The 23,941-nt window shown below is 54.3% G+C and carries 22 protein-coding genes and 1 pseudogene; 14 read left to right on the forward strand and 9 right to left on the reverse strand.

Annotated features, from left to right (window positions below; translation table 11 throughout):
• Positions 1-41: 41 nt before the first annotated feature.
• On the reverse strand, positions 42-1,121 hold the full coding sequence (locus tag E1H13_RS23235; RefSeq protein WP_169617192.1) for a serine hydrolase domain-containing protein: 1,080 nt from the start codon (positions 1,119-1,121) through the stop codon (positions 42-44).
• 87 nt (positions 1,122-1,208) lie between these two features.
• On the opposite strand from E1H13_RS23235, the gene E1H13_RS23240 reads away from it, so the two are divergent.
• The 3 genes and pseudogenes from E1H13_RS23240 to E1H13_RS23250 form a co-directional block, all read left to right on the forward strand.
• Positions 1,209-2,132, forward strand: a complete 924-nt coding sequence (locus tag E1H13_RS23240) for a macrolide 2'-phosphotransferase (protein WP_169617194.1) — start codon at positions 1,209-1,211, stop codon at positions 2,130-2,132.
• Positions 2,133-2,383: 251 nt separating this feature from the next.
• Positions 2,384-3,130, forward strand: a complete 747-nt coding sequence (locus E1H13_RS23245; protein WP_169617196.1) for a CPBP family intramembrane glutamic endopeptidase — start codon at positions 2,384-2,386, stop codon at positions 3,128-3,130.
• Positions 3,131-3,151: 21 nt separating this feature from the next.
• Positions 3,152-3,640 (forward strand): annotated as a pseudogene (locus tag E1H13_RS23250) (phosphate acyltransferase); the annotation flags it as partial.
• 753 nt (positions 3,641-4,393) lie between these two features.
• Here E1H13_RS23250 and E1H13_RS23255 read toward each other — a convergent pair.
• Positions 4,394-4,924 carry a hypothetical protein gene (locus tag E1H13_RS23255; RefSeq protein ID WP_169617199.1) on the reverse strand — a complete coding sequence of 177 codons (531 nt, stop codon included), beginning with the start codon at positions 4,922-4,924 and terminating at the stop codon, positions 4,394-4,396.
• A gap of 586 nt (positions 4,925-5,510) precedes the next feature.
• Between E1H13_RS23255 and E1H13_RS23260 the strand changes: the two genes are divergently transcribed.
• The gene (locus tag E1H13_RS23260) at positions 5,511-6,521 is read left to right on the forward strand and encodes a sensor domain-containing diguanylate cyclase (protein ID WP_169617201.1); all 1,011 of its coding nucleotides are present in this window, start codon (positions 5,511-5,513) and stop codon (positions 6,519-6,521) included.
• A 49-nt stretch (positions 6,522-6,570) separates the two neighbouring features.
• Positions 6,571-7,161 carry a DUF2808 domain-containing protein gene (locus E1H13_RS23265; RefSeq protein ID WP_169617203.1) on the forward strand — a complete coding sequence of 197 codons (591 nt, stop codon included), beginning with the start codon at positions 6,571-6,573 and terminating at the stop codon, positions 7,159-7,161.
• A 165-nt stretch (positions 7,162-7,326) separates the two neighbouring features.
• Here the strand turns inward: E1H13_RS23265 and E1H13_RS23270 are convergent, their stop codons facing one another.
• Positions 7,327-8,724, reverse strand: a complete 1,398-nt coding sequence (locus tag E1H13_RS23270) for a glycosyltransferase family 2 protein (RefSeq protein ID WP_169617229.1) — start codon at positions 8,722-8,724, stop codon at positions 7,327-7,329.
• A 256-nt stretch (positions 8,725-8,980) separates the two neighbouring features.
• On the opposite strand from E1H13_RS23270, the gene ebsA reads away from it, so the two are divergent.
• The 5 genes from ebsA (at position 8,981) to E1H13_RS23295 (ending at position 12,212) form a co-directional block, all read left to right on the forward strand.
• Positions 8,981-9,355, forward strand: a complete 375-nt coding sequence (ebsA, locus tag E1H13_RS23275; protein WP_169617231.1) for a type IV pilus biogenesis protein EbsA — start codon at positions 8,981-8,983, stop codon at positions 9,353-9,355.
• Between the two features lie 233 nt (positions 9,356-9,588).
• Positions 9,589-10,671, forward strand: a complete 1,083-nt coding sequence (locus E1H13_RS23280) for a phosphotransacetylase family protein (protein WP_169617205.1) — start codon at positions 9,589-9,591, stop codon at positions 10,669-10,671.
• Between the two features lie 82 nt (positions 10,672-10,753).
• The gene (locus E1H13_RS23285) at positions 10,754-11,269 is read left to right on the forward strand and encodes a DNA-processing protein DprA (protein WP_169617207.1); all 516 of its coding nucleotides are present in this window, start codon (positions 10,754-10,756) and stop codon (positions 11,267-11,269) included.
• A gap of 3 nt (positions 11,270-11,272) precedes the next feature.
• Positions 11,273-11,689: an MAPEG family protein gene (locus E1H13_RS23290; RefSeq protein ID WP_240966805.1), complete on the forward strand. Its 417-nt coding sequence runs from the start codon at positions 11,273-11,275 to the stop codon at positions 11,687-11,689.
• A 31-nt stretch (positions 11,690-11,720) separates the two neighbouring features.
• Positions 11,721-12,212: a YajQ family cyclic di-GMP-binding protein gene (locus tag E1H13_RS23295; RefSeq protein ID WP_169617209.1), complete on the forward strand. Its 492-nt coding sequence runs from the start codon at positions 11,721-11,723 to the stop codon at positions 12,210-12,212.
• Positions 12,213-12,347: 135 nt separating this feature from the next.
• Here the strand turns inward: E1H13_RS23295 and E1H13_RS23300 are convergent, their stop codons facing one another.
• The 5 genes from E1H13_RS23300 to E1H13_RS23320 all read right to left on the reverse strand — a co-directional run bounded on the left by E1H13_RS23300 (position 12,348) and on the right by E1H13_RS23320 (position 18,629).
• Positions 12,348-14,099, reverse strand: coding sequence for an alpha-amylase family glycosyl hydrolase (locus E1H13_RS23300; protein ID WP_169617235.1), 1,752 nt, complete (start codon positions 14,097-14,099; stop codon positions 12,348-12,350).
• 677 nt (positions 14,100-14,776) lie between these two features.
• A complete protein-coding gene (locus E1H13_RS23305; protein WP_169617211.1) occupies positions 14,777-15,214 on the reverse strand; it encodes an SgcJ/EcaC family oxidoreductase in 438 nt (145 codons plus the stop codon).
• A gap of 377 nt (positions 15,215-15,591) precedes the next feature.
• Positions 15,592-16,293, reverse strand: a complete 702-nt coding sequence (locus tag E1H13_RS23310; RefSeq protein ID WP_169617213.1) for a hypothetical protein — start codon at positions 16,291-16,293, stop codon at positions 15,592-15,594.
• A gap of 89 nt (positions 16,294-16,382) precedes the next feature.
• Positions 16,383-17,348: a quinolinate synthase NadA gene (gene nadA, locus E1H13_RS23315; RefSeq protein ID WP_169617215.1), complete on the reverse strand. Its 966-nt coding sequence runs from the start codon at positions 17,346-17,348 to the stop codon at positions 16,383-16,385.
• Positions 17,349-17,879: 531 nt separating this feature from the next.
• Positions 17,880-18,629 (reverse strand): response regulator transcription factor, encoded by a 750-nt coding sequence (locus E1H13_RS23320; protein WP_169617217.1) that lies wholly within the window; start codon positions 18,627-18,629, stop codon positions 17,880-17,882.
• 483 nt (positions 18,630-19,112) lie between these two features.
• Between E1H13_RS23320 and E1H13_RS23325 the strand changes: the two genes are divergently transcribed.
• Positions 19,113-19,502, forward strand: a complete 390-nt coding sequence (locus tag E1H13_RS23325; RefSeq protein WP_169617219.1) for a hypothetical protein — start codon at positions 19,113-19,115, stop codon at positions 19,500-19,502.
• A gap of 82 nt (positions 19,503-19,584) precedes the next feature.
• The gene (locus E1H13_RS23330) at positions 19,585-19,869 is read left to right on the forward strand and encodes a hypothetical protein (RefSeq protein WP_169617221.1); all 285 of its coding nucleotides are present in this window, start codon (positions 19,585-19,587) and stop codon (positions 19,867-19,869) included.
• Here the strand turns inward: E1H13_RS23330 and nagA are convergent.
• Positions 19,843-21,030, reverse strand: coding sequence for an N-acetylglucosamine-6-phosphate deacetylase (gene nagA / locus E1H13_RS23335; protein ID WP_169617223.1), 1,188 nt, complete (start codon positions 21,028-21,030; stop codon positions 19,843-19,845). The two genes, E1H13_RS23330 and nagA, sit on opposite strands and share 27 nt — an antisense overlap.
• Before the next feature lie 218 nt (positions 21,031-21,248).
• On the opposite strand from nagA, the gene rlmD reads away from it, so the two are divergent.
• Complete coding sequence (gene rlmD / locus E1H13_RS23340) at positions 21,249-22,673, forward strand: 23S rRNA (uracil(1939)-C(5))-methyltransferase RlmD (protein WP_169617225.1); 1,425 nt, start codon at positions 21,249-21,251, stop codon at positions 22,671-22,673.
• Positions 22,674-22,717: 44 nt separating this feature from the next.
• Entirely contained in the window at positions 22,718-23,758 is a 1,041-nt protein-coding gene (gene lpxD, locus E1H13_RS23345) for a UDP-3-O-(3-hydroxymyristoyl)glucosamine N-acyltransferase (protein WP_169617227.1), read from the forward strand.
• Positions 23,759-23,941 lie beyond the last annotated feature (183 nt).

Here is a 23,941-nt window from a genome sequence, read left to right on the forward strand (position 1 = left end):
GAAACTAGCCAGCACCAGCGTTAATATCAGGCTGCCCGCGCTCAGGGGCGGGTGGGTAAGGGGTCTCCGGTTAACAGCGCAGTGGCCACCTGATCTCCCTGGGCGTCGCTGGTGTTGGTCAGCAACACTAGCCCCCGGCCCGCTTCCGGCAGCCAGCCTAAAAAAGCGTAGTAGCCGCCCGTGCGCCCATTGTGCATAATCATCGGGGTATCCTCCAGCTCTGTGAAAATCCAGCCCAGGCCAAAGTTAGGCTCACAGTCTTCGCTATGGGGCTGCAAGCTCAGGGCTAGGGGCGGCCAGTCCGCTGCGATCGCCGCCTGCAAAAACTGCCCCATATCGGTCAGGGTGGACTTCAGGCCTCCGGCTGGAGCATAGGCATCGAGCTGCCAATTGGCGGTCGGCAGGGTGTTCTCTAGGTGACCCTGGGCCAGGCGATCTTTGGCGGCAAGATCAAGGTCGAAGTGGGTATCCGTCAGCCCCAGGGGAGCCAGCACCTGGGTTTGCACCTGGGTTTCGTAGGGCTGCCCCGCCGCTGTGGCCAGCAGTTGCCCCAGCAGCGATGGCCCCAGGTTGGAGTATTGACAGGTGCCCGGTTCTGGGTCGGCGGCGGCGATCGCCCGATACAGTTCCTCCGGCTGGCTACCGCGATAGGGATTGGCCGGGTAGAGGCTGGCCCGGAGAATTCTGGAGAGCGGTAGCCGGGGAAGACCAGCGGTGTGGGAGGCGAGAGCCTGGAGGGAAATGGAGGTGGAAGAGGGGGGGGCTTGACTGGGAAGGAGGGCTTCCACTGGGGTATCGAGAGTCACCACTCCCTGGTTGACCTGATCGGCCAGCAGCAGCGCCGTAAACACCTTGGTAATGGAGCCAATTTCAAACAGCGTGTCTGGGGTCGGCACGGGCTGGGCCGGGTTACCCGTCTCGCCTGCCAAGGCCATTTCGGTGCCCTCGGGGGTGATCAGCAGCGCCGCCACCGCCCGTGGCCCACGCCCCTGGGCCACATAGTCATCCACCTGCTGCTGTAGGGTGATGGCAGGTTCGGCCAGCCCTGGCAGCCAGACACTGACCCAGCACACCAGGCTAAGGGCTAGACCGATGAAAGCGTGACGGTTTAAGTAAGACATGCCTTAAGCCCTATCATCGCTATGGGCATCTTACTCGGTAGCTAATGTATCCCGTAACCAATCGTTAAGCCAGCTGCCCAAATTTCTATGTCTCTATCACCCAACGCCGTTCTGGCCCTGGCTAGCCGCCATGGTCTAGCCTTAGCCACCACCACCCTGCACCTCGATGAGTCGGGGCTAGATTTTCAGGTGGCCCTGGCCCAAACCCAGGACAATGCCTTCTGGCTGCTGAGAATTCCCCGGCGACCGGATGTATTGGCCTCGGCCCAGCGGGAGCAAGTCGTCCTCAATCTGGTGCGGCCCGACCTGCCCATACAGGTGCCCGACTGGCAGATTCACACCGACGAGCTGATTGCCTACCCCCTGCTCTGGGGCAAACCAGCTGGCACCATTGACCCAGAGCGGCAAAACTACTGCTGGGAAGTTGACCCCAACAATTTGCCAGACGCCTATTTGCAATCCCTAGGGATGGCCCTGTCTGCCCTCCACAGAATCGAACCGGGGGTCTTGGCGAGAGGTGGACTAGATACCCCAGCCATCGCCGCGATCAGAACCGCCTGGTCAGAGCGCATGGCCAGGGTCAAGCAGGTTTACCCGGTGAACCCACAACTCTGGGAACGGTGGCAACGCTGGCTAGATAACGATACCCTTTGGCCAGAACACACGACGTTAATCCACGGCGATCTGCATCCCGGTCATATTTTGGTGGACGAGCAAGCCCAGGTCACTGGCCTAATCGACTGGACCGAGGCGCGGGTAGACGATCCGGCCTCAGATTTTGCCGCCCACTACCGGGTGTTTGGCCGCAGTTCTCTAGAGGCCCTACTGCGCCACTATGACCAGAGCGGCGGTCACGTCTGGCCAGCCATGGCCGACCACATTGTGGCGTATGACAGTGCCTCGGCGGTGGAAGTCGCTGAATTTGCTGAGCGATCGGGGCTGGACGATTTCAAAGCGATGGCTCGGCAAATGCTCAGTGCTGAATCCCCGTCACCGTCCCAAGTAGGTTAGATATTTAACTTGCATATTCCTAGATTGATGAGATTACCTAGCCTCGGTAGATCGCAAAGTCTCTGTAACCCTCTCCCCCAGCCCCTCTCCCAGGAGGGCGAGGGGAGCCGGAAACCCCCTCAAAGTCCCTCTCCCAACGTGGGAGAGGGATTTAGGGTGAGGGCTAAATCACAGCAGGAGAACAAGTTTTTGATCTACTGAGCCTGCCATCAGGGGTGGTGTCAGCAACGTAGCGATTATCGAGGTGCCCTATGCAACCGTTAGCAACCATCATGCCGCTCCTGGCCGAAGCACCCTGGGTCGAGGTCGAGTTTTCCGTGACGGGCCTGGTAGTGCTTGGGGTGCTATGCGGCTATGGGCTAATGGTCGAACCCTGGCTGGGAGTGCGCTTTTTTAAGGGATTTCGCAGAGCTAGTCTAGATCCGGCCCAACAACGTTGGCCCTGGTTTGCAGGCTTGATTGGGATGCAGGTTTTGGCTTTGCTGGTGATCGGTGGTTTGGTGTGGCAATGGCCTGAACTTACAACAAACAGTATCGGGCTGCGCTGGGGTAACCTTCAGTCACCGATAGTGCTTGGCATTTTAGGAGGGGCGATCGCCACGTTTATTTGGACGAGTATTTTGCTGATTCGGTCCCCGGACGAGGCGGATATGCCGCTAATTGGCGACACGGCCTTTCTGGTGCCGAGAACCCCTCAAGAGCGGCTGTGGGTAGGGGCGATCGCCCTGGGGGCAGGCACCAGTGAGGAACTGTTGTATCGAGGGTTGCTACCAGCCCTGGTGGTAGGAGTTGGTGTGCCCGTGGCGGTGGCGGCGACGATCCAAGCCGCTCTTTTTGGTCTTGCCCATCGCTATCAAGGCTGGCAAGGGGTGGGCTATACAGCTTTGCTGGGGTTGCTGCTGGGGATCTTGGTGGTTAGCACCGGCAGTTTACTGGTGCCGATTTTTCTCCATGTCATGATCGACTTGCGCCTGGTGCTAATGTCTCAGAATTTGTAAAGCCTGCGTCAGGCAGTCAGGTATGGTGACTGTGCCATTAACCCCAACCCCACCGCTGAACACCTGGCGGAAATTGCCATCGCCTCTGCCGATACGGCCCGCACCTTTGGCCTAGAGCCGAAGGTGGCCCTGCTATCCTACTCCTCTGGGGATTCTGGCCAGGGCAGCGAGGTGGACAAGATGCGGGCGGCCACACGGTTGGCTCGCGATCGCCGCCCCGACCTTCCCATCGAAGGCCCGATTCAATACGATGCCGCCGTGGACTTAGAAGTAGGGGCCCAGAAAATGCAGGGGTCAGCGGTGGCAGGGCAGGCCACCGTGCTAATTTTCCCGGACTTGAATACGGGCAACAATACCTATAAGGCGGTGCAGCGGGAAACCGGGGCGATCGCCATCGGCCCCGTGTTGCAGGGGCTGAAAAAGCCGGTCAAGGACCTCAGCCGGGGTTGCACCGTAGAGGACATTGTCAATACCGTGGCGATTACCGCCATCCAGGCCCAGGCCCAGTAACCCCTAGACCGCTGGTTCAGAGGGGCATACTACTGGGGCGTTGTGGTGTTTAAAAAGTCGGAGAGAGTTTACCTTGGTACCGCGAAAGTGGGCCAAGATGACTCATACCTCCAGGTTTTTACGGTAGCCGTGGGGCTAGTACACCAAGGCATATCCTTTCACCTGAGTTGATTTAAAAGTATTGAAAACACCTAAATTTTTCTATTATCTTACTTCGAGTTAATCAACTTCACTTGAACTACGGTATTTTTGATATGAGCGACCTTCTCTGACCTTCCTTTAGCCTCGTACAAAGCTTGCGTTTTCTCTAACACTTTTCTGGCCTGTACTTCTTCACCTTTGGCAAATAGTGAAATGGCATAAATCTGGCAAGCTAAAATATCACCTGGGTTTTGTTCTTTGCCTGGAACTTATCAAATGTAAACTCTCTTCCAATTCTTCCTCCATGCTTCATTAAATGAAAAATTTCGACAATCTCTTTATTTGTTAATGGATGCGGACTTGACTCAGAACAGGGAGTCAGCCCTAAAAAGTCTTGAACCTTATCCGCCAGTCGCCTCCCCTTACGACTATTGTCTATCATTTTTATAGGCTCTTCATCTCTAAGAATTAGCGAAATCTGAGGATCATACTCAAAGCTTAGTCCAAAAAGACTAAAGTCTTCGTCGATAGTTCTATAAGGAATGACCTGGATCCCAAGAATTTTATTAAGTGAATGCTGATGAGATTGTGGCCTTATAAGGTTCCAACTAATTAAGCGTAATGAATTTTTTTCTTGTCGAAATCAAACACCTCTACCTTGTTCAAACAAAGCAAAAGAAGACCAAACCCACCAAAAAAGATAAAAAACAGAATGCCAACCCAGCGTTTGTCTTGTTTGATATAGAGGTGATTTGCTTCTGGTGTATTAATAAATTGATTGATGGCGTAGGCATCTCTATCTTGTTTTCTCAAATCCTTAAGGAAAACATTGGTTAAGGGAATGGAACTCTGATCTGTTGTAATCGAAACTCGATAGCTGACTTCACCTTCACTATCTTCATAAGTTTCAAGAGTTGCTTCATGCATGCTTGAAATCGGAAAGGAATGCGCTTCAGAGGTAAACCAACTAGATGAAGAAAGGGTACATTGATTAGAACCTACTCGATCGCATTCTAAAATAGCTCTCCCAAGCGCTAACATTCCTAATGAACCAATCCCAATTAATAGAATGCCCATAATCCAAGCATCCCAAGGGATAGGTCTTAAGGTTAAACGGCTAGGGGTATAACGAACAAGTCTCATTTAGGCTGCTTTACCTAATAAGAAAAAGTGGTACTTTAATTGACAAATTCAGCAAGCTGTCAAAAAAGCCTGGCAGAGAAACAAGATTTAATGACTTCCTGTAAACCCCAGATTTTTGTAAGGAGGTTTATTAATCACAAATTTACTGCCTCAAGTGGATTGTATGGTAATTAAAACTTCCTTTAGAAATTCTTCCCTAAACTGTAATCTAAAGTAAACATTGTTTGAGGTCAACGTAATATCAAGGCTTTCAGGCTTTCAGGGCGTCAATAATAACTATGTTGGCTAGACTCAGGGGCTGCCCCTTAGGCATCATCACCATTGGTGGTAGCGCTGGCACTGGGGCTATTACCAATGGTGATGATGTTCTTGGCATGATTGACCATCAGCTCCTAAGCACCCCAAGGCAGAGCCCTAGGAGCTGTACCGGCGTTTTAGAAAATCCTTCCAAAGTCTGTAACGGGCTTTCAGGCTGATTTATGAAGAATTGCTATGTGCCAATAACTTTTTAGAAGATATGCAATTCGCCTAATTATTCCTGGGCATGGCTATAGGGAGATTACATGAGGCCTGCTAAGCCATTGTCATGACCCTGCTACTGCCCACTGATGATACCCATCTTTTAGATTTCCAGGCAGCGGCAAAAGCCGTCTTAGCCTATTTACAAGGTCGCTTAGGGTTTGACCTATGGATGATTACCCGCACCGAAGGCAATGACTGGATTGTGCTCCAGGCGCAGGATCAAAGCTACGGGGTACAGAGTGGCGACGTGTTTCGCTGGACCGACTCCTTTTGCTCGCGTATGGTCAAAGGAGAAGGCCCCCGCATGGCCCCCTGCTCGACTCAGGTCAGGGCCTACGCCAGTGCGCCCATTGCCCAGCAAGTGCCGATCGCAGCCTATGTCGGAGTACCTTTGCTCTACCATGACGGAACGTTATTTGGCACTCTGTGCGCGATTGATCCCAGTCCCCAAAATCCCAAGATTTTAGATGAACTGCCGCTGGTCGAGCTACTGGCGAACTTACTCAGCAGTATTCTACATGCTGACATGAAGGTAGCAGAACAAACCAGTCTGGCTGAGCGCTTGCAGGCGGAAACCCTTACTGATGACCTGACTGGGTTATATAATCGACGCGGTTGGGATTATCTTTTAGCAGCCGAAGAGCGGCAATGTGCCAAGTATGGCCACCCTGCTTACGTGGCTGTAATTGACTTAGACAACCTCAAGCGGATTAATGATAGCCAGGGCCATGCCGCAGGAGATGAGTTACTTCGCCGAACGGCTGCGGCCCTACGTCAGTCATCGCGGCAGCAAGATGTGATCGCTCGGGTTGGTGGGGATGAGTTTACGGTTTTGTTTGTGAAGTGCGCTTTAACCCCAAGGGAATGTCTGCGCGATCGGATCAATCAGGCCCTAAAAGCTAATGGTATTGAGGCTTCGATTGGGTTGGCAGAGCGGCACCCTAGCCGAGGTCTGGGGCAGGCTTGGCTGGCGGCAGACCAAGCCATGTACCGTGAGAAACAATGCCATAGGCAGCCATTCAAGGGTTGCCTCAATCAGGGCAATGAGGTGCTCACCACAGGGGGCTGTCTCTAGAGTAGACTAGGGCCATAACTTGCTTGCTGGGGCTTAACCCCGAATCACCATGGCTCACCGAAGGCAGTTGTTTGACTGGCGTATAGGGTTACTGATGGTTAGTACCAGCGGGTTGCCGCTGGTCAACCTGTCCATGCCACAGCAGCCCGCTGCCGCCATTCAATATGCCGACGGCACCGTCGGCTTCTCCTATCCCCCCCGGCTGACCGATAGCTATGCTACGCGCACCTGGGTGGGCGATCGCCGTGTTACCTACTACCTCACCTTCGATTTTCCTGCCGCCGCCGAGGAACCCCTAGACAACGTGGTGATCAGCCTCGACTCGGGGCGCGATCCCACCTTTCGATATCGGTTAGACGCCATCGAAGCCTTCGCGAACACCCCAGACGGGCGAGTAGCCCTGCCGCTGGGAGAGCTCACCCAGGATACTGACACCAAGGTTCTCACCATTCCCTTTGATCCCCCAGTTTCCCCCGGCACTCCGATTACCCTGGCCCTACGCCCTGTGAGTAACCCCAGGTTCGCTGGGGTGTACCTGTTTGGTGCCCGGGCCTACCCAGTGGGAGACACCGTAGAACCCACCTTCCTGGGGTATGCCCGCCTTAGTTTTTACGAGCGAAATCGCCGCCGCTGGCCCTGAAGGCAGGTATCGAGTGTCAGGTGTCGGCATCCCCTCCTGGGAGGTCTGTGCTGTATAGCCTGCGGTATGGCTTCGCTAGCGCGCAGCGACCCCAGGCGATGTCCTGAGCTTGTCGAAGGAGGGGTAACTTGTCGAAGTCGGCAGGGGTGGGTCATCAAGACATTTTTACGACATATCGGCCTGGAGTTCGTCTTCGCCGCCTACGTGGGTGGTTTTGACCCAGCGCAGCCGTTTGGGCCGCACCGACAGGCGCAGGGTCATAGTGGAAATTACCAGCAGCCAGTGCAACATGTAAATATTGCCCCACAGAGTTTGCAGTCCTGTGGCCCAAAGGGCTTGGGGCCGAGTGCGGCGCAGACCGCAGAACATCCCCATCATGGAGAGGGTTACAGCCAACCCCGACACGGGTAAAAACAGCGGCAACCGATGGCGTAACAGGGCCATGACAAAATCGGGAAATGCGATCGCTGGCAGACCATACTGAATCGTCCAGAACGCGACCATATCCAGGGTCTTTGCAGGGGAAAGGCGGCCTTGGGCAATCAATCGCCAATAGTCGAGGTAGCGCTGGTAGCCCCCTTCTGCCCAACGGTTACGCTGGTGCCAGAGGGCCAAAGGCCGCTCCACACCTTCTTCTCCCACGGCCGGATGCAGCAAAAATTGAATCGACCAACCACTCAAATGGAGCCGCAGGGTCAAATCCAAATCATCGGTAATGGTTTCCTCGTTCCAGCCGCCGCACTGGGCTAAGGCCGCCCGCCGCACAAACTGACCGTTGCCCCGCAGTTCACCAATTCCACCTACGCTGATGCGCTGTTGCTGAAAGTAACTATCTAGGGCCATTTCCGCCTGCTGGCCACGGGTACAGAGATTCTTAGCGCGGTTAACCACCGCTTTTTGCACCTGTACCGCCCCAACTCCATCGACGTCAAACATGGGAACCACATGGCGCAATAGGTCTTTAGGGACTCGGGCATCGGCATCAAACACGCCAATGATGCCCCCTAGGGTGTCAGGCCATACCTGGTTTAGAGCCCCTGATTTGCCCCCCGTTGCCCCAGGGCTGCGGCGCAAAATCCGCAGCTGCGGATATTTGGCCGTTAGCTTTTTTAGCCGCTGGGGGGTCCGGTCTGTACTGTTGTCGTCAATAATCCAGACATCGTAGCGGTTGGTGGGGTAGTCGAGTTGGCATAGGGCGGCGACCAGCTTGTCAACCACAGCCTCTTCATTTTTAGCGGCCACCAACAGGGACACATAGGGCCAGGTGGCCCAGGTGTCGTAGCTAGCTAAAGTCGCCTCCTTTACCCCCAATTGCATCGAAGGGCGGGGGGTAGGGGCGGCAGCGGAGCTGGCCAGCAGTACTCTCAGGGCATGGGTGGTTAACATTACCATCAACCCCATTACAAACCAGCTCCCCCACGACACCAGATGCAACCCGATGGTGCCTGCCCATAGCATGGTTAGGGTTAACGCTGCTTTGCGCCGACGTCCGGCGTAGCCAGGATAGTCTTCAATTTCAAGGTCATCCAACGGGGTAAACAGGCGATCGCGAAAGTTAACCATGAACCAGCGCCAGCAGCACTCCAGAAACAACTTAAAAACCAAGGCTAGTATTCCCAAGCAATAGCAGCACCTGGCTAGCCCTCAGCCTACACCTATCATCCCCGATTTTGCAGGTAAAGTTTCTAATGATATCCCTACCCAGCAACTGGGGAATGCTAGCCTTAGCACTCCTCCTGGCGGACTGATCCACCGCTAAGGTTAGGGGTACACTGATAGCCCATAGCCCAGGCAACTGATAAAGGCCATGCCCATGCGTTTGACATTTGAGGAAATCCAACCGGCGGGAAAACAAGATGTAAGCGTTTACATGCCCTATTACCAGGGTAATAAGCGCACAGCGCTCCCCTATGCCATTTCCCTATATAAACAAGGCAACTTGGAAGGGGAAAGGCTGATTGAAGGCGGTGACAGTATCCCTTTTGTAGCCACCTGGAATGTGTCTACCCTACCTGCCGATCTAACCCGGTGCCGCATGCAATTTGATGACGATGCTGATTTGTCCTACGAAATCACGATGGCCACCTTCGAGTTCGTGGACTTTTTATTTGATGTGATTGTGGCCCTGCGGCAAAAGCGCACCCCAGATTTTTCGAAGGGGTTTTACCGGAAGCTGCTACGGCTAGAGGACTAGTGTCGGGGGTCGGGTGCGTCACCTGGTTATTCTGCCCTCCAGTTGCTCTATCAATCATTAAAAAAACGATAGGATGACATCAACCGGAGGCTAAAAACGTTAGACCAACAGGATGATTGTGATATTGTGCCCACTGGGGATCTAAGGTCAGGGTTTTGCCGAGCACTACCCTCAGCAATGTCCAATGATTGCCCCTGGTGACTATATTGCGACCTATAGGGAGGACCTGCGGCGTGCCCAGTTCAGCGAAGCGTTTACTGATCGGTTCAACCGAATCCTATAGTGGAAAATCGGCGGCTGTGCTGGGTATTGGGCTTCAGCTCCAAGCCACAGGGGTAGATATTGCGTTTGGGAAACCGTTAGGTAACTTCATCAATGGCGAGGTCCAAGATCCAGACCTCGAGTTCATTGTTGAAACCTTACGCCTGCCCCAGTCCCGATTTTATCCGCCCCTGGTGTCTCTGACGGAAGCCACGATTACCCAATGCTTAGAGGGGAATGGTAGTCCGCTGAACGGTCATGGCCTGGACCGCTTTAACGATTCCCAAGGGGAAACGCTGCTGTTACTGGAAGGCCCTGGAAATTTGACCGAAGGGATGCTCATCGATCTCTCCCTTTGCCAAATTGCCAGTGCCGTCGATGCTCCAGTTTTGCTGGTCACCCGTTATGATTCCATTGCTTTGGTGGATCGGCTGTTGGCCGCCAAGGCTCAATTGGGCGATCACCTGCTGGGGGTGGTGGTTAATGACATTCCAGAAACGGCTGCTGAAACAGTGAGTCAACTGGTTCAACCTTTTTTGGAGCGCCAGGGTATTCCAGTGTTGGCCCTATTGCCGCGATCGCCAATCATGCGCAGCATTACCGTGCGCGAAATTGTCTCTAGGCTGCACGCTGAGGTGCTGTGTTGCCCCGACCGACTTGATTTGATGGTCGAAACCTTGACCATTGGGGCGATGAATGTGAACGCCGCCCTGCGCTATTTCCGCAAAGGACTGAACATGGCGGTGGTGACCGGGGGCGATCGCACCGATATTCAATTTGCCGCCCTGGAAACCTCCACCCAGTGTCTGGTGTTAACTGGCCAGGTGCCGCCTTCCCGGGCCATTCTGGAGCGGGCCACAGACTTAGAGGTGCCGATTCTCACGGTTGATTCCGACACATTATCCACCGTAGAGCGGATTGATGAGCTATTTGTGCAGGTGCGCCTGCATGAGCCCGTTAAGGTGAAATGCGCCCAAGATTTAGTGGCAGAGCACTTTGACTTAGACCGCTTACTAGACCTACTCGATATTAAGCTGCCTGTATCGGCCACTTAATCCAGAGAATGTTTTTGACCCGTTCGGGTAGAACAGGGTTCTGATACAATGAAGCGCGTTATTCTTGCATCTGGTGTAGCCCTTGAGTCAGTCCATTGAAGCTCCGCTCGAAACTTCTAAAGTAGACACCTTTCTACAAGAACTCGCGGCAATTCAACAATCGGGCTCTAAGCGAGTTGCTATTTTAGGGTCCCGTCATGTACCGATCACCCATCAACAATTGATCGAGTTGATGACCTATGCCCTGGCCCTAGGGGGCAACCGGATCATTACCTCTGGGGCCACAGGCACCAACTCAGCGGCGATTCGGGGGGCGATGAAAGCCGATCCAAACTTGCTGACGGTGATTTTGCCCCAAAGTCTAGAGCGCCAGCCCCGGGAGTCGCGGGACCAGCTAGAGCAGGTGATGCACTTGGTGGAAAATCCTGGCAACGATACCCTGTCCTTGGCCGAGGCTAGCTCAGTGTGTAACCAGGAAATTATTTCCCGCTGCCAACAGTTGATTTGTTTTGCCTTCCATGACAGCGCCACCCTGCTGCGCACTTGCCAAGATGCGGAAGATCAACGCAAGATTGTCACCTTATTTTACTTTGACTAGGCTATGGCCACCCCGTTACCCATGCCCGGATTTTTGCTGGTTAGCATTGCGATCGCTGCCCTACTGATTTATCTGCCGTTTTTTGCTGTGGGCTACGGTCGGTTTAAAGTGGGCTATGACAAGTCGGCCCCCCGCACCATGTTGGCCAAGTTGCCCCCCTACGCCCAACGGGCGACCTGGGCTCACGAAAATGCCTTTGAATCTATGATTCTATTTGCCCCGGCGGCCCTGATGGCCTACGTTACCCAGCAGCAATCGGCGGTTGCCCTGGGGGCCGCCATCGCCTATCTGGTCGCCCGGACAATTTATCCGCTGGCCTATATCGGTGATAACCCTATCCTGCGATCGCTAATGTTCGGTATTGCCAACCTCAGTACCTTTACCCTGTACATCTTGAGCTGTCGGTCAGCCTTGATGTAGGCTGTTAGTGCGCAATCCAAAGACAGGGACTATGGCTTCTAGCTTTTCTTTTGATATTGTTAGTGACTATGATCGGCAGGAACTGGTCAACGCCCTCGACCAAGCCCGGCGGGACGTGATCAGTCGCTATGACCTGAAAGATACCAACACCACCATTGATCTGGGAGACGATACCATTACTATCGAAACCGCCAGCGATATGACCCTGAATGCGGTGAAGGATCTGCTCCATCAGAAGGCGGCTAAACGTAATCTGTCCCTCAAAATCTTTGACTATGGTGAACCGGAAGCCGCTAGTGGTAATCGGGTACGGCAAAAGGTCACCCTCAAAAAAGGGATCAACCAGGACACCGCTAAGCAAATTTCCAAGCTGGTTCGCGACAACTTGAAGAAAGTGACTGCTTCAATTCAAGGGGATGCGGTACGGGTATCGGGTAAATCCAAAGATGACTTGCAGCAGGCGATGCAGCTGGTGAAGCAAGAAGACTGGCCCATGGCGATTCAGTTCAACAATTACCGTTAAGGGCACCCTTCGCCCTCTCCCCTCTCCCTAAATCCCTCTCCCAAACTTGGGAGAGGGATTTTGAAAGCTACCATGTCGGTATCGAGCTTCTCCCTTGACGCCAACGGTGCGTTCCGGTCAGCAAAGGGGTCTGCCTTACAGCAACGTTGGCATAGTGTCATCGTGGGCCGAGTTGATTTTGTTGGTAATCCACACCGACTGATAAGGTTGGAGGGGATACACCACGTCAGTATCGGTAAACCGATGACCACTGATCAGGTCATACCAGTCATCGGTGCTGACCAAATTGAGGTCGTGTAAGCGCAGTTCCTGGGGCTGGTTGCTGAGATTGTGTACCGAGAAAATGCTCTGGTCACGGGTCAGGCTTTGCCGCCAAAAGGCAAATAACGCCGAGTTTAGCGGGTGCAAGGTGTACTGGGTGGCATTGGGATGAAACGCCGTCTGCTGCCGCCGAATTTTTATCAACCGTTTCATCTCAGTGAGCACCTTGGCATGGGGGCTGGCGGGGTCAGCCAGGGCGGCCTCAAGGGCGGGTAAGTCCCACTTGCTACGGTTAATCGCGCGGTTGTGACCTGTTGCCTTAACGCCATTGGTGTTGTTGTGGCTGGCCAACAGACTATGAATGTAAAACGCGGGAATGCCCTCTAGGGCCATCATGATGGTTTGGGAGCAGAGGAAGCGCTCCACCTGCCACTGGTCTTCCCCTTTGGCCGTTCCCTTCAGGGCGTCGAATAGGGAAATGTTGATTTCATAGGGGGACTCGCTGCCGTCGGGACGGGTGCGCATGCTAATTTTGCCGCCAAAGTTGCGCATGGCCGTCAGCAATTCTTGGTATTCATCATCGGTCAACAGCCCTTCCGCTGGGCGCATACCAATCCCATCGTGGGAAGCGGTGAAGTTGAAATAAGCACAGCCAATCGGCGCTGGGGGCATGCTCATCATCCAGGTTTTTAAGTGGTCAGAGCGGCCCTGCATCAGCGCATTCAGCAATAGCGGCGGCAAGCTGAAGTTGTAGATCATGTGGGCTTCATTGCGGTTGCCAAAGTAGCTGAGGTTTTCCCGATTGGGGACATTGGTTTCAGTAATGATCGCAATACCGGGGTCGATCAACTGCAAAATTTCCCGAAACAGGCGCACAATGGCATGGGTTTCGGGCAGGTGCATGCAGTTTGTACCCCGCTGTTTCCATAGAAAGCCAACGGCATCCAGACGAATGTAGCGGGCTCCAGCCTCCACGTAGGCCAAGATAATCTTGATGTATTCCAGCAAGACATCAGGATTTTCAAAGTTGACGTCCACTTGGTCTGCACTGAAGGTGCTCCACACGTGCTTCACGCCATCCACCGTTTCGACGGGGGTCAGTAGGGGAGTGCTGCGGGGCCGCACCACCTGGGATAAATCTGCACTGGGGTCAGCGGTAATGAAATAGTCGCAGCCTGGTTTTTGTTGTTGTTTGAACTGCTGAAACCACTGGTGCTGGCTAGACACATGATTCACCACCAGGTCTACCATCAAATTAAAGTGGCTAGCGATGCGCCTAACATCATCCCAGGAGCCCAACTCTGAATTCACCTGTAAATAGTCGATGATGGCAAATCCATCATCCGAACTGTAGGGAAAAAAGGGCAGGATATGGACACCTGTGATGGTGTCTTGTAAGTGATTTTCCAGGAACTCTGCCAGTACCGCCAATGGGGCCCGATCACCATCGACAATACTGTCACCGTAGGTGATGAGCAAGACGTTGTCGTAGTTCCACTTTTTCAGGTTTTCTCGTCCAGAGGGGCAGAGGGTGTGCTGGATCAAGCTAAAAATCTCAGCGGTCAACCAGTTAGCCGTTTCTTCTGGATAGACTTTACTTAGTAGGGGTTTAATATTATCAGACACTCGCCTAAGGGATGGATGGTCAATCTTCGCTCTAGGGTAATCGGCTGGCTTTCCCTGGCCTGAAAATTCATGAAAGGTTTTAGATTGTTGGGGCTTACTTTTAGCAACGGTCATAGGCTTCTATAATCTCCATCATGAAAAGTTGACAATGGCTTTAAAGCAATACCGCTAGCCAAGGCAATAAAACCTTCGCCACGGCAAGAGTCAGCGACGATTTAGAGATATTTTTCAGGGGGTAAACCTCGATCAGAACTTGGCACTTTTGCTAAAAAGGCTACAGATTTGATGGGTCATGAAAATGTGTCAAAGCTGTTTTCCTGGCTCAGATTCGCGTTTACCTAAAAAGGCACGATAGCCCACCCTAAGTGCTTCCCCTGTCTAGCTGTTTACAGTCCTGCCTGTGGTGAAAGGCCAAGGGCTCAAACGTGCTAGGGGTAAAACGACTCTGTCTCTATTTTCAAGAGACAACTGTGGGCCATTGGATAGATGGCAGTATTGCCTTTGTGTTTCCCGTGATACTTCCGATGGTGGCACATCCATTGGTGCCAACGTCATCTACCTGCCATAAGTTCATCGCTTTTTAGTCTCTCTGGGGAGTCTTTACAAACCCTTATAGCAAAGGGCAGTAGAGCTTGCTCGTGCGCAGCAGGATGGATGAGGATGCCTGTTGTGCAAAATTAGGGCGTTGTGTCGTCGATGTATTCGCGCCAGCGTTGAATTTGGCCATCCTGGACGTCAACGGCGATCGCATCTTCAGCGGTGGATCTAAAACCAGTGCGCTTGTCCTGGTCTTTCCAGGTCCATTCCACCATGGCCCGGTTACCCTGAATCACCAGGTTGTGGATGGCGATAGTAGTGACTTGATGATGCTCAGCATAGGCTTGAAACGCCGCCAATATCGCCGCTGGGCCGCACCACCGTCGCCCGGGCACCACCATCTCGCCAGTGGGGGAAAACAGCTGAGCAAAGCGCTCACCATCTCCGTCTAACCAGGCTTGTCTGGCTCGGTCAATGATGGCTTGAATTGATTGTGGCGACACCATCAGTAGACCCCTGGAATGCAGTAGGGTAATTCCGGCCCCATGGCTAAGGAACCATCGACGCTGAACAGGCATATCTGATGTCTAATGTCGATCATATCTGGTGATCAGCGTAGCCAGTGCCAGGGGGGTAGGTGTCGATCGCGTCAGACTGCTCTGGTGGATGGTTTCGCACCCCCTCCGCGATCGCAAAGCAGGGGAAACGGTAAAAACCCTGCACCACCTATCGTTGCGAACCCCTTACTCCGCAGCCCCAGGGAAACCATTCGGGTTTCTGACACCGTTCTCCTTCGAAACCCGACCAACAGGTCAAACAGTACAACCCCTGCGATGTTAGACCCTGAGGCTATGGACGGCGTAGGTATCAGTTCGTTTAGTGTGTCTGTATCCTATACAACAGATTTCAAAAATGACTGATTTCTCAGCAAAAAAGAATGTTTTGATAAATTTATTTACCCTTGGTCCTGACAGCAGCGAAGACGCTGCTGTTCCCGGTTAAAGGTTTGTTGGGCAGGGGTTAACACCTCAGAATTGAGGGGCGGACGCATATCCCACTGCACTTCAGCCAAGGCGAACAGGCTGCCTGCAATCACCAATCCCGTGGTCAAAAATTGATAGCTGGGTACCAAGGGCAGTACTGGCATTGCCGCCCCATGGAGTAGGGAAAATAGCAGAAATGTACGCGATCGCATTCCTATGCCCATGGCCCCATAGCCCAGGGCACATACGGTTAACCAAATGGGGCAGAGGCGCATCAGGATCGCCCCCGACCCGGCAAAGATGCCGTAGTCCGTCAGCCCCAACCCTAACAGCATCAATCCGCCCCACAGGTAAACCAGCCAGCGTAGCCGTTCAACAGTGACCCAGAACCAAGCCAGTTTAGCCATCAGCCCCACCGCCACCACCGTCAGTATCGACCACACCAGAGCCTGGTGATGCCAACTGAGACCAGGACAAAACTGCGGAGTGAGAAAGATCACCCCAGCCACCCAACCCCACAGTAAAAACACCTGATCAATGCGGGTATACAGCCAGGCCATGAGCGTAGTCTGGTTAATCTGCCACCGCCAATGAATTAGCCCCTCCAAGTCCTGAACATCCAGTTGAGTTTGCTTGCGGCGCACTAAGGGCTGATTGGCATCGAAAAAGGTCATTGGCTCTTAAAATCTAGGGTTAAGAGCAATGTTAACAAAAGTTAACGATTGTTTACAAACCAGTTTCCCAGCCTTGGTCGATCGATGATCTAAGTACTCATGGCCAGCATTTTTTGGATTGGCTTTAGAGCCGCTGCCTGCAGATCGGCGGGCAGCACAATTTCAGGCTGGCGATCGCGCATCGCTAGATAGAGCTTCTCCAGGGTATTCAGCCGCATGTGGGGACACTCATTACAGGCACAGGAGGCCAGAGGCGGAGCCGGAATGAACTGCTTTTGAGGGGTCTGCTTTTGCATCTGGTGGATAATTCCAGGCTCGGTAACCACAATAAATTGATCTTGCGGGCTCTGCTGGGCATAGTTCAGCAGGGCGGTGGTAGACCCCACATAGTCTGCATGGCGCAGCACCGCCGCTTCACATTCTGGGTGGGCAATGACGGCCGCCTCTGGGTGGGTGATCTGGAGTTGCACCAGTTTTTTCTCAGAAAAGGTTTCATGCACAATACAGCTCCCCTGCCATAACACCAGATCGCGTCCGGTCTGGGCCATGACGTAACGCCCTAGGTTTTGGTCGGGGGCAAAAATAATCGGCTGATGCTCAGGAATTTGCTGCACAATGCTGACCGCATTGGAGCTGGTACAGATGATGTCGCTCATGGCTTTAATGGCGGCTGTGCAGTTGATGTATGACACCACCAGGTGGTCCGGGTGGGTCTGCTTAAACGCTGCAAAGGCCTCCGGGGGGCAACTATCTGCTAAGGAGCAGCCCGCGTCGAGGTCGGGCAGCAACACCTGTTTTTGGGGATTGAGGATTTTAGCGGTTTCGGCCATGAAGTGGACCCCAGCAAACACGATGACGTCGGCGTCGGTAGCCGCCGCCTGGCGCGACAACCCCAAAGAGTCACCGATATAGTCGGCCACGTCTTGGATGTCAGGGTCCTGGTAATAGTGGGCCAAAATGACGGCATTGAGCTCTTGCTTGAGGGCTTGGATGGCCTCAAACAAGTCCACAGGGGGCAGAACAGCGGAAGCAGCAGGAGAAACAGTGGTAAACACGGCAGCGGCTTTTAGTGAGATCTACGTGTAAGGTATTTTGAATTATAGTTTAATTCACCAAAACTGATGCGACAACGTTTTTGTTCCGCTGTCACTGACCGACCGAACGGTGGCGCTAGTAAAGGAAGGCAGAGGGCAGAAGGCAGAAGGCAGAAGGCAGGGGGCAGAGGGCAGAGGGCAGAAGGCAGGGGGCAGAGGGCAGAAGGCAGAGGGCAGAAAAGGAATTCCTTGTCTCACCAGGGTTTCAGCCTTAGCCAATCATAAATTTGTAGGTTGGGTGGCGCGCTAGCAGAACCCAACAAAGCTAATCCCTGTTGGGTTCCACTACGTTTCACCCAACCTACAGGACTGTCAAGTTAGAAGTGACAGGTCAAAAGGTCTGCGATGCACGGCTTGAGGCCAACGGTACACGACTTGCCTTAAACCGCTTACCGCAGACCGTGAACCGTAGACCATGAACCGCAGACCCTGCTACTCTGTCAGCTCTGACTTGATCGATCACCAGTACCCCTAGGAGAGCAACCCCAGGGGTCAGGATATGGCTGGAGAGGGAAGACTTACCGAGGCTTGGGGGCTGTGGCCATTGGTGCTAGCGGTCAGGCGCTCGACGTTAAACCGATAGCCCACATTGCGAACCGTCTGAATAATACTGGGCTGGCGGGGGTCCACCTCAATTTTTTTGCGTAGGGACAAAATGTGGGTGTCTACGGTTCTGGGATTGTCAATGGCATCTGGCCAGGCCCGTCGCAGTAGGTCTGTACGGCTTAAAGGAGAACCAGCCGCCTGGGCCAACACATACAGCAGGCTAAACTCCTGGGGGGTCAGGTCAATGTATTCGCTGCGAAAATGGACCCGCCGTTGCACCAGATCGATGTTCAAATCCCCATAGGTGAGGGAAGCGGGAGCGCTGGTCGAGCGTATCCGCCGGGTAAGGGCCTCGATCCGGGCCAAAAACTCCTGCATGCCAAATGGTTTGGTCATGTAGTCGTCAGCCCCAGCCCGTAGACCACTCACAACATCGGTTTCGGTCGTACAGGCCGATAGGATCATAATCAAGGGTTGCCCTTGGGCATGCAACCACTTACACAACTCCAGACCATCCCCATTGGTCAGTTGGGCATCTAGAATCACTAAATCAGGCTGCCGACTTTGATACACCTCGCGGCTGCGATCGCTGTCAGCAGACTGAAAAACCCTGTAACCGGCCTGTTGAAGATGCCAGCCCAACAGCGATCGCAGATGGGGATTTCCCTCAATAATCTGAATAGATACAGAGCCCACTGGGTTTAAGATAACGACACAATTTTTGATGTGCTCACCATAGCAAAGCCTTTTTTGGGGTTTTGTAGCTAGGGTTACCCCACCCCCATCCCCTGTCGTCTCGTCGCAGTTGGTCTAGCAGTTGGTCTAATAGATAGCAAGCAAAAGCAAAAGGCAGAAGGCTGCCTGGGTCACATTATGTAGATTTGTTGCAAGTGTTGCTAACCTCTTCAAAATAATTTTCAGATCTATACCAAAGTCTTTGACAATCTTTTATGCAGGCTAAAAAAAGTGGAAGATAGTCAGCGATTAAGTCGCTTAACAGATGCCCTGAAAGCCCGTTAGCACAAGCTAGAGAGGTCGATGACAGGCTAAATTAGTCGGCTTCAGGCATGTTTACTATGGAACTCAACCTCACCCAGGTCTGGATTTTGGGTTTGTCTGCGGGCAACCGCTAGATCCTGAACTGACCCGAACTGACCTTGGCACCAAGCCCTACGACCTATGACTTTGCTCAATGGATATATTCTTGTGTTAGATCCGGAACGCCGTGAATTTCGGGATACTCATGCCTTAGCCGCGGATTTACAATTTCCTGTGTTTGTGGCCAACTCTACCGAGCAGGCTGTGATCCAAGTGAAGCGGGCTCCCCCTTGTTTGGTCATCCTCGTAGGGGACAACTATCAAGACTGGTCGCAGCCGTTGATTGATCAGCTGCGACAGAGTTCTAAAACTAAAGACATGACAATTCTGGCCCTGACGGATTCAGCCAGTCCTCAGTGGCAGTACCGGGAGGATAATCCAGGGGTTGATGGTCTGCTGGTCAAGCCGCTGAGTCAAGATATTTTGCGGTCTTTGATCGCCTCAGCTTTTGCTCGGCAAGCCTGTATTTGACCTGGCCAAAAAACCGACTATCTTCAAGCGCAACTGGGTATTCTGGGGTTAGGTTGTCAAGGTCGCTTTCATGTTGCCCAGAGTGTTGCCAGAAGACCAGGTGCCGATCTTTAAGTTTTGGTTTGATGGCTCATTGCAAGCAGGGACCCATCATCGCAATGAGCTATACTATCGCGCCCTGACGGTTGATGTCCACCAACGGTCTCGGCTTTATCATCTGGCTTGTCGCCTGTCTAGACATCGGGCCACCACGCTAGTTTCCCTTGCCTCTGACCAATGTAGCCTTTGGGTGAGCTTGCGAGATCACGCGGTGGCCGCGTCCCTACTGCCGAGGTCAGCGCTAGGGCTGTCCCATGCCCAGCGCTAGGGCTCGGCCAGTCCAGTTGGGGTGATGGGGCCAGGCCGGTTGGCCTTGGGCGATCACCCCTTTGACGGTATAGGTTTTGGGGTCAAACAGGGTCACGTTAGCCTGGTAGCCAGGGGATAGCAGCCCCAACTTATCGTCAACCCGAATTGCTCGGGCCGGGTAAAGGGTGGCCATGCGTAGAGCCTCTCCTAGGGGGAGGCCCACCTGGGTGACACAGTTTTTTACCGCCTCGATCATCGTTAGGGCCGATCCGCCTAAGGTGCCATCGGCAGAGAGGCATTTGCCGTCTTGATAAAACACCTCCTGCCCGCCAATCACAAAGGAGTCCAGGGTGGTGCCCACAGGGGGGGTGGCATCGGTGACCAAGACGAGCTTATCTTGTTTGATTTTTTGGGCCAGGCTGATAGACCCATAGTGGACATGGTGCCCATCGGCAATAATGCTGGCATAGATCTGGGACTGGCTGAGGGTTGCCCCCACCAGGCCAGGGCTACGACCTAACCAGGGGGTCATGGCATTGAACAGGTGGGTGACCATGGTTACCCCGGCCTCAAATCCTGCTAAGGCGGCTTCAAAACTGGCCTCACTGTGCCCTGCTGAGACCACAATCCCGGCCTGGTGCAGGCGCTGAATCACTGGGGCAGGGGTGACTTCTGGGGCCAGAGTGACCAGTTTGACCCGGTCGGGGCCAGCGGTGGCGATCGCCTCGACCATGGCTGTAGCGACCGGACGTACGTACCCGGGGTTATGGATGCCACATCGCTTCGGGTTGAGGTAAGGGCCTTCTAGGTGTAGCCCCAGCACTCCAGGGGCTAGGGACCCGGCGGACATCAGGGCGATCGCCTGGTCCATGGCCTGGTCGGTGGTGGTAATCAGGGTCGGTAAAAAGCTGGTGGTGCCACTTTGCAGGTTGGTGCGATGCATGGTAGCGAGGGCATCAGCGGTGATCGTATCGTTAAACATCACCCCCCCACAGCCATTCAGTTGCAGGTCAATAAAGCCTGGACAGGCGACCCAACCTTGGCCGTCTAGGGTGGGTATGCTATCCCCCAAGTGGGCTTCGGGCACCAAATCAACAATCCGATCGCCGTCAATAACCAGAGCATGGTGACGTAGTTCTCGGCTACCGGTATAGAGCAGACAGTGGGTCAAGGCATACATAAACGCATCCTAGGAAACGGAAACAACGTACAGCCGTCGGAGGACTGATGACTTGGCAGCGGCACAGGCCCAGCGGTTAACACGGCTTCTCCAGTGTACGATTTGGCCAGGGGCTGACCCTGATCCCTGGCGCCTCCCGTAGATCGGGTTAAATCCGCTGCCGCAATCGGCCCTGGGATTGCTAAAGTCGATAGGCGGATAACGGCAGGAGCGCAACCATGGATCATTGGCAACAGGGGGAAACCATAGACCTGACCATTACTAACCTCAGTAGCGGGGGCGATGGTCTGGGTCGTTGGCAGGAGCGGGTGGTGTTTGTGCCCGATACAGTGCCTGGGGATCTGGTGCGGGCTCGTTTGGTGCAGGCTAAGCCCACCTTTGGGCGGGCTAAGCTGCGGCAAATGTTAACCCCCTCACCCGACCGGGTCCGCCCCGCCTGCATTGTGGCGGACAAATGTGGTGGCTGTCAGTGGCAATCGGTCAGCTATCCGGCCCAACTGGCAGCCAAACAGCAGCAGGTGGTGGATGCCTTAACTCGGCTTGGCGGTTTTGAGCACCCCCCTGTGCTACCCATTCTGGGGGCCGATGCGCCCCTGGGCTATCGTAATAAGGCGACTTACCCCCTGGGGCGATCGCCAGAGGGGGCCGTTAAAGCGGGCTACTTTCGCAAGGGCAGCCACAAGCTGGTGAATCTCAACCAATGTCCAGTACAGGATGATCGCCTGAATCCACTACTGGCCGAGGTGAAGCGGGATATTCAGGAACGGGGGTGGTCGATTTATAACGAAACCCGCCATGTGGGCCGACTGCGCCACCTGTCGCTGCGGGTGGGGCGTCGCACGGGGCAGCAGCTTTTAACCCTAGTGTCTACAGCCCCCAACCTAAAAGACATTGAACTACAGGCCCAGGTGTGGATGGAGCGCTACCCCGACCTGGTGGGGGTATGTGTCAACCTGAATGCCGATAAAACCAATGCTATTTTTGGCCCCGAAACCCTGGTGATTGAAGGGGTTCCCTACCTGGAAGAACAGTTTGCTGGGCTTCGGTTTACGATCCACGCCACCACCTTTTTCCAGGTGAATACTGAGCAGGCCGAGCAGATGTTACAGGTGATTTTGAACGAGTTGCAGCTGACTGGCCGAGAAACCTTGATTGACGCCTATTGTGGGGTGGGTACCCTGACCTTGCCCCTAGCCCAAAATGCTCGCCGCTGTATTGGCTTAGACGTGCAACCGGAAGCGGTGGCCCAAGGGCTGGCCAATGCGGGGCTGAACGGCATCGACAATGTTGAATTTCGGGCTGGGGATGTGGCAGACTTGCTACCCCAGGCGGCTCTATCCCTGGCCTCGACGCTCCCAGCCGAGATGATATCCACTGAGATGATAGCCACCGAGGGGCCAGGGGTGCCCCCCGACATTGTGGTGCTGGACCCGCCCCGTAAAGGCTGCGATCGCGCTGTCTTGGATGCCCTGGTGGCACTGAAGCCCCCTCGCTTGGTCTACATGAGTTGTGACCCAGCTACCCTGGCCCGCGACCTGAAGATTCTTCGGGACGAGGGGGGCTACACCCTGGTCAAGGCTCAGCCTGCCGACTTTTTTCCCCAGACCTCCCACGTCGAGTGCGTCGCATTTCTGGTAGCGTAAACACCAGATTAGTTTTGATCCCCGCCTTATTGACCTCACCTGTTATGAAGCTCAGCGCCATTGCCGCAGAAATTGGTATTACGGCTGCCTCCAGCCTGGATGGGAACCCTGGCCATGACCCCAACATCACCGGGGTGGCGGCTGTTGATCAGGCCGCTGCAGGCACCCTGAGCTATATCGAGGGGAATAAATTTGCCCAGTTTGTCGGCACCACTGGGGCCAGTGCCTTGATTTTGCCCCAAAATCCGACCCTTCAGGCCCAAGCCACCGAACGGGGAATTGCCTGGTTGAGCACTGCTGACCCCCGCTTGGGGTTTGCTCGGGCGATTGGATTGTTTTATACCCCCTTTCGGCCCGCCTCGGGCATTCATCCAACGGCAGTGATCGACCCCAACGCCACCTACGGCGAAAACGTGTCTATTGGTGCTAACGCGGTGATTCAGGCTGGGGTGCATGTGGGGAACGAGGTCTGTATCCATCCCAATGTGGTGATTTATCCAGGGGTACGGGTGGGCGATCGCACCGTCCTGCACGCCAACTGTGTGATCCACGAACGGGCCCAGATTGGGGCTGATTGCACCATCCATAGCGGTGCGGCGATTGGGGCAGAGGGGTTTGGCTTTGTGCCCACCGCCGAAGGCTGGGAAAAAATGGAGCAATCTGGCATTGTGGTGATTGAAGATGGGGTGCGGGTGGGCTGTAACACCACCATCGATCGGCCTGCGGTGGGGACAACCCGGGTGGGGCGGGGCACCAAGCTCGATAACCTGGTGCACATTGCCCATGGCTGCCAGGTGGGAGAAGCGGTGGTCATGGCCGGGCAAGTGGGCATGGCTGGCGGCGTTACAGTGGGTAACCGGGTAATTTTAGCGGGCCAGGTGGGGATTGCGAACCAGGCCTCTATCGGCGATGGCGCGATCGCCACCGCTAAAAGCGGCATTCACAACGACATTGCCCCCGGAGAAATCGTCACAGGTACCCCGGCCCTGCCCCACAAGGTATTTCTGAAAGCCTCTGCTGTCTACCGACGCCTGCCCGAGATGTATAAAACCCTACAGCGAATCCAAAAGCAATTGCAGCCCTAGTGGGCTATCAAGCCAGACGTGACGGATAAACCGGTTACGGTTCACGGCCTAGGGTAAACGGTACACGGCTCCCCTTAAACCGTTTACCGTTTACCGTGAACCCCAACTCCCGGTTCGCTCATTTCTAAGGAGGTTCCTCAGATTCTGGCCCCAGCCGAGTGTAAATACTCACCGGGAAGTTGA

It is taken from the genome of Nodosilinea sp. P-1105, from assembly GCF_012911975.1.
Classification (GTDB): domain Bacteria; phylum Cyanobacteriota; class Cyanobacteriia; order Phormidesmidales; family Phormidesmidaceae; genus Nodosilinea.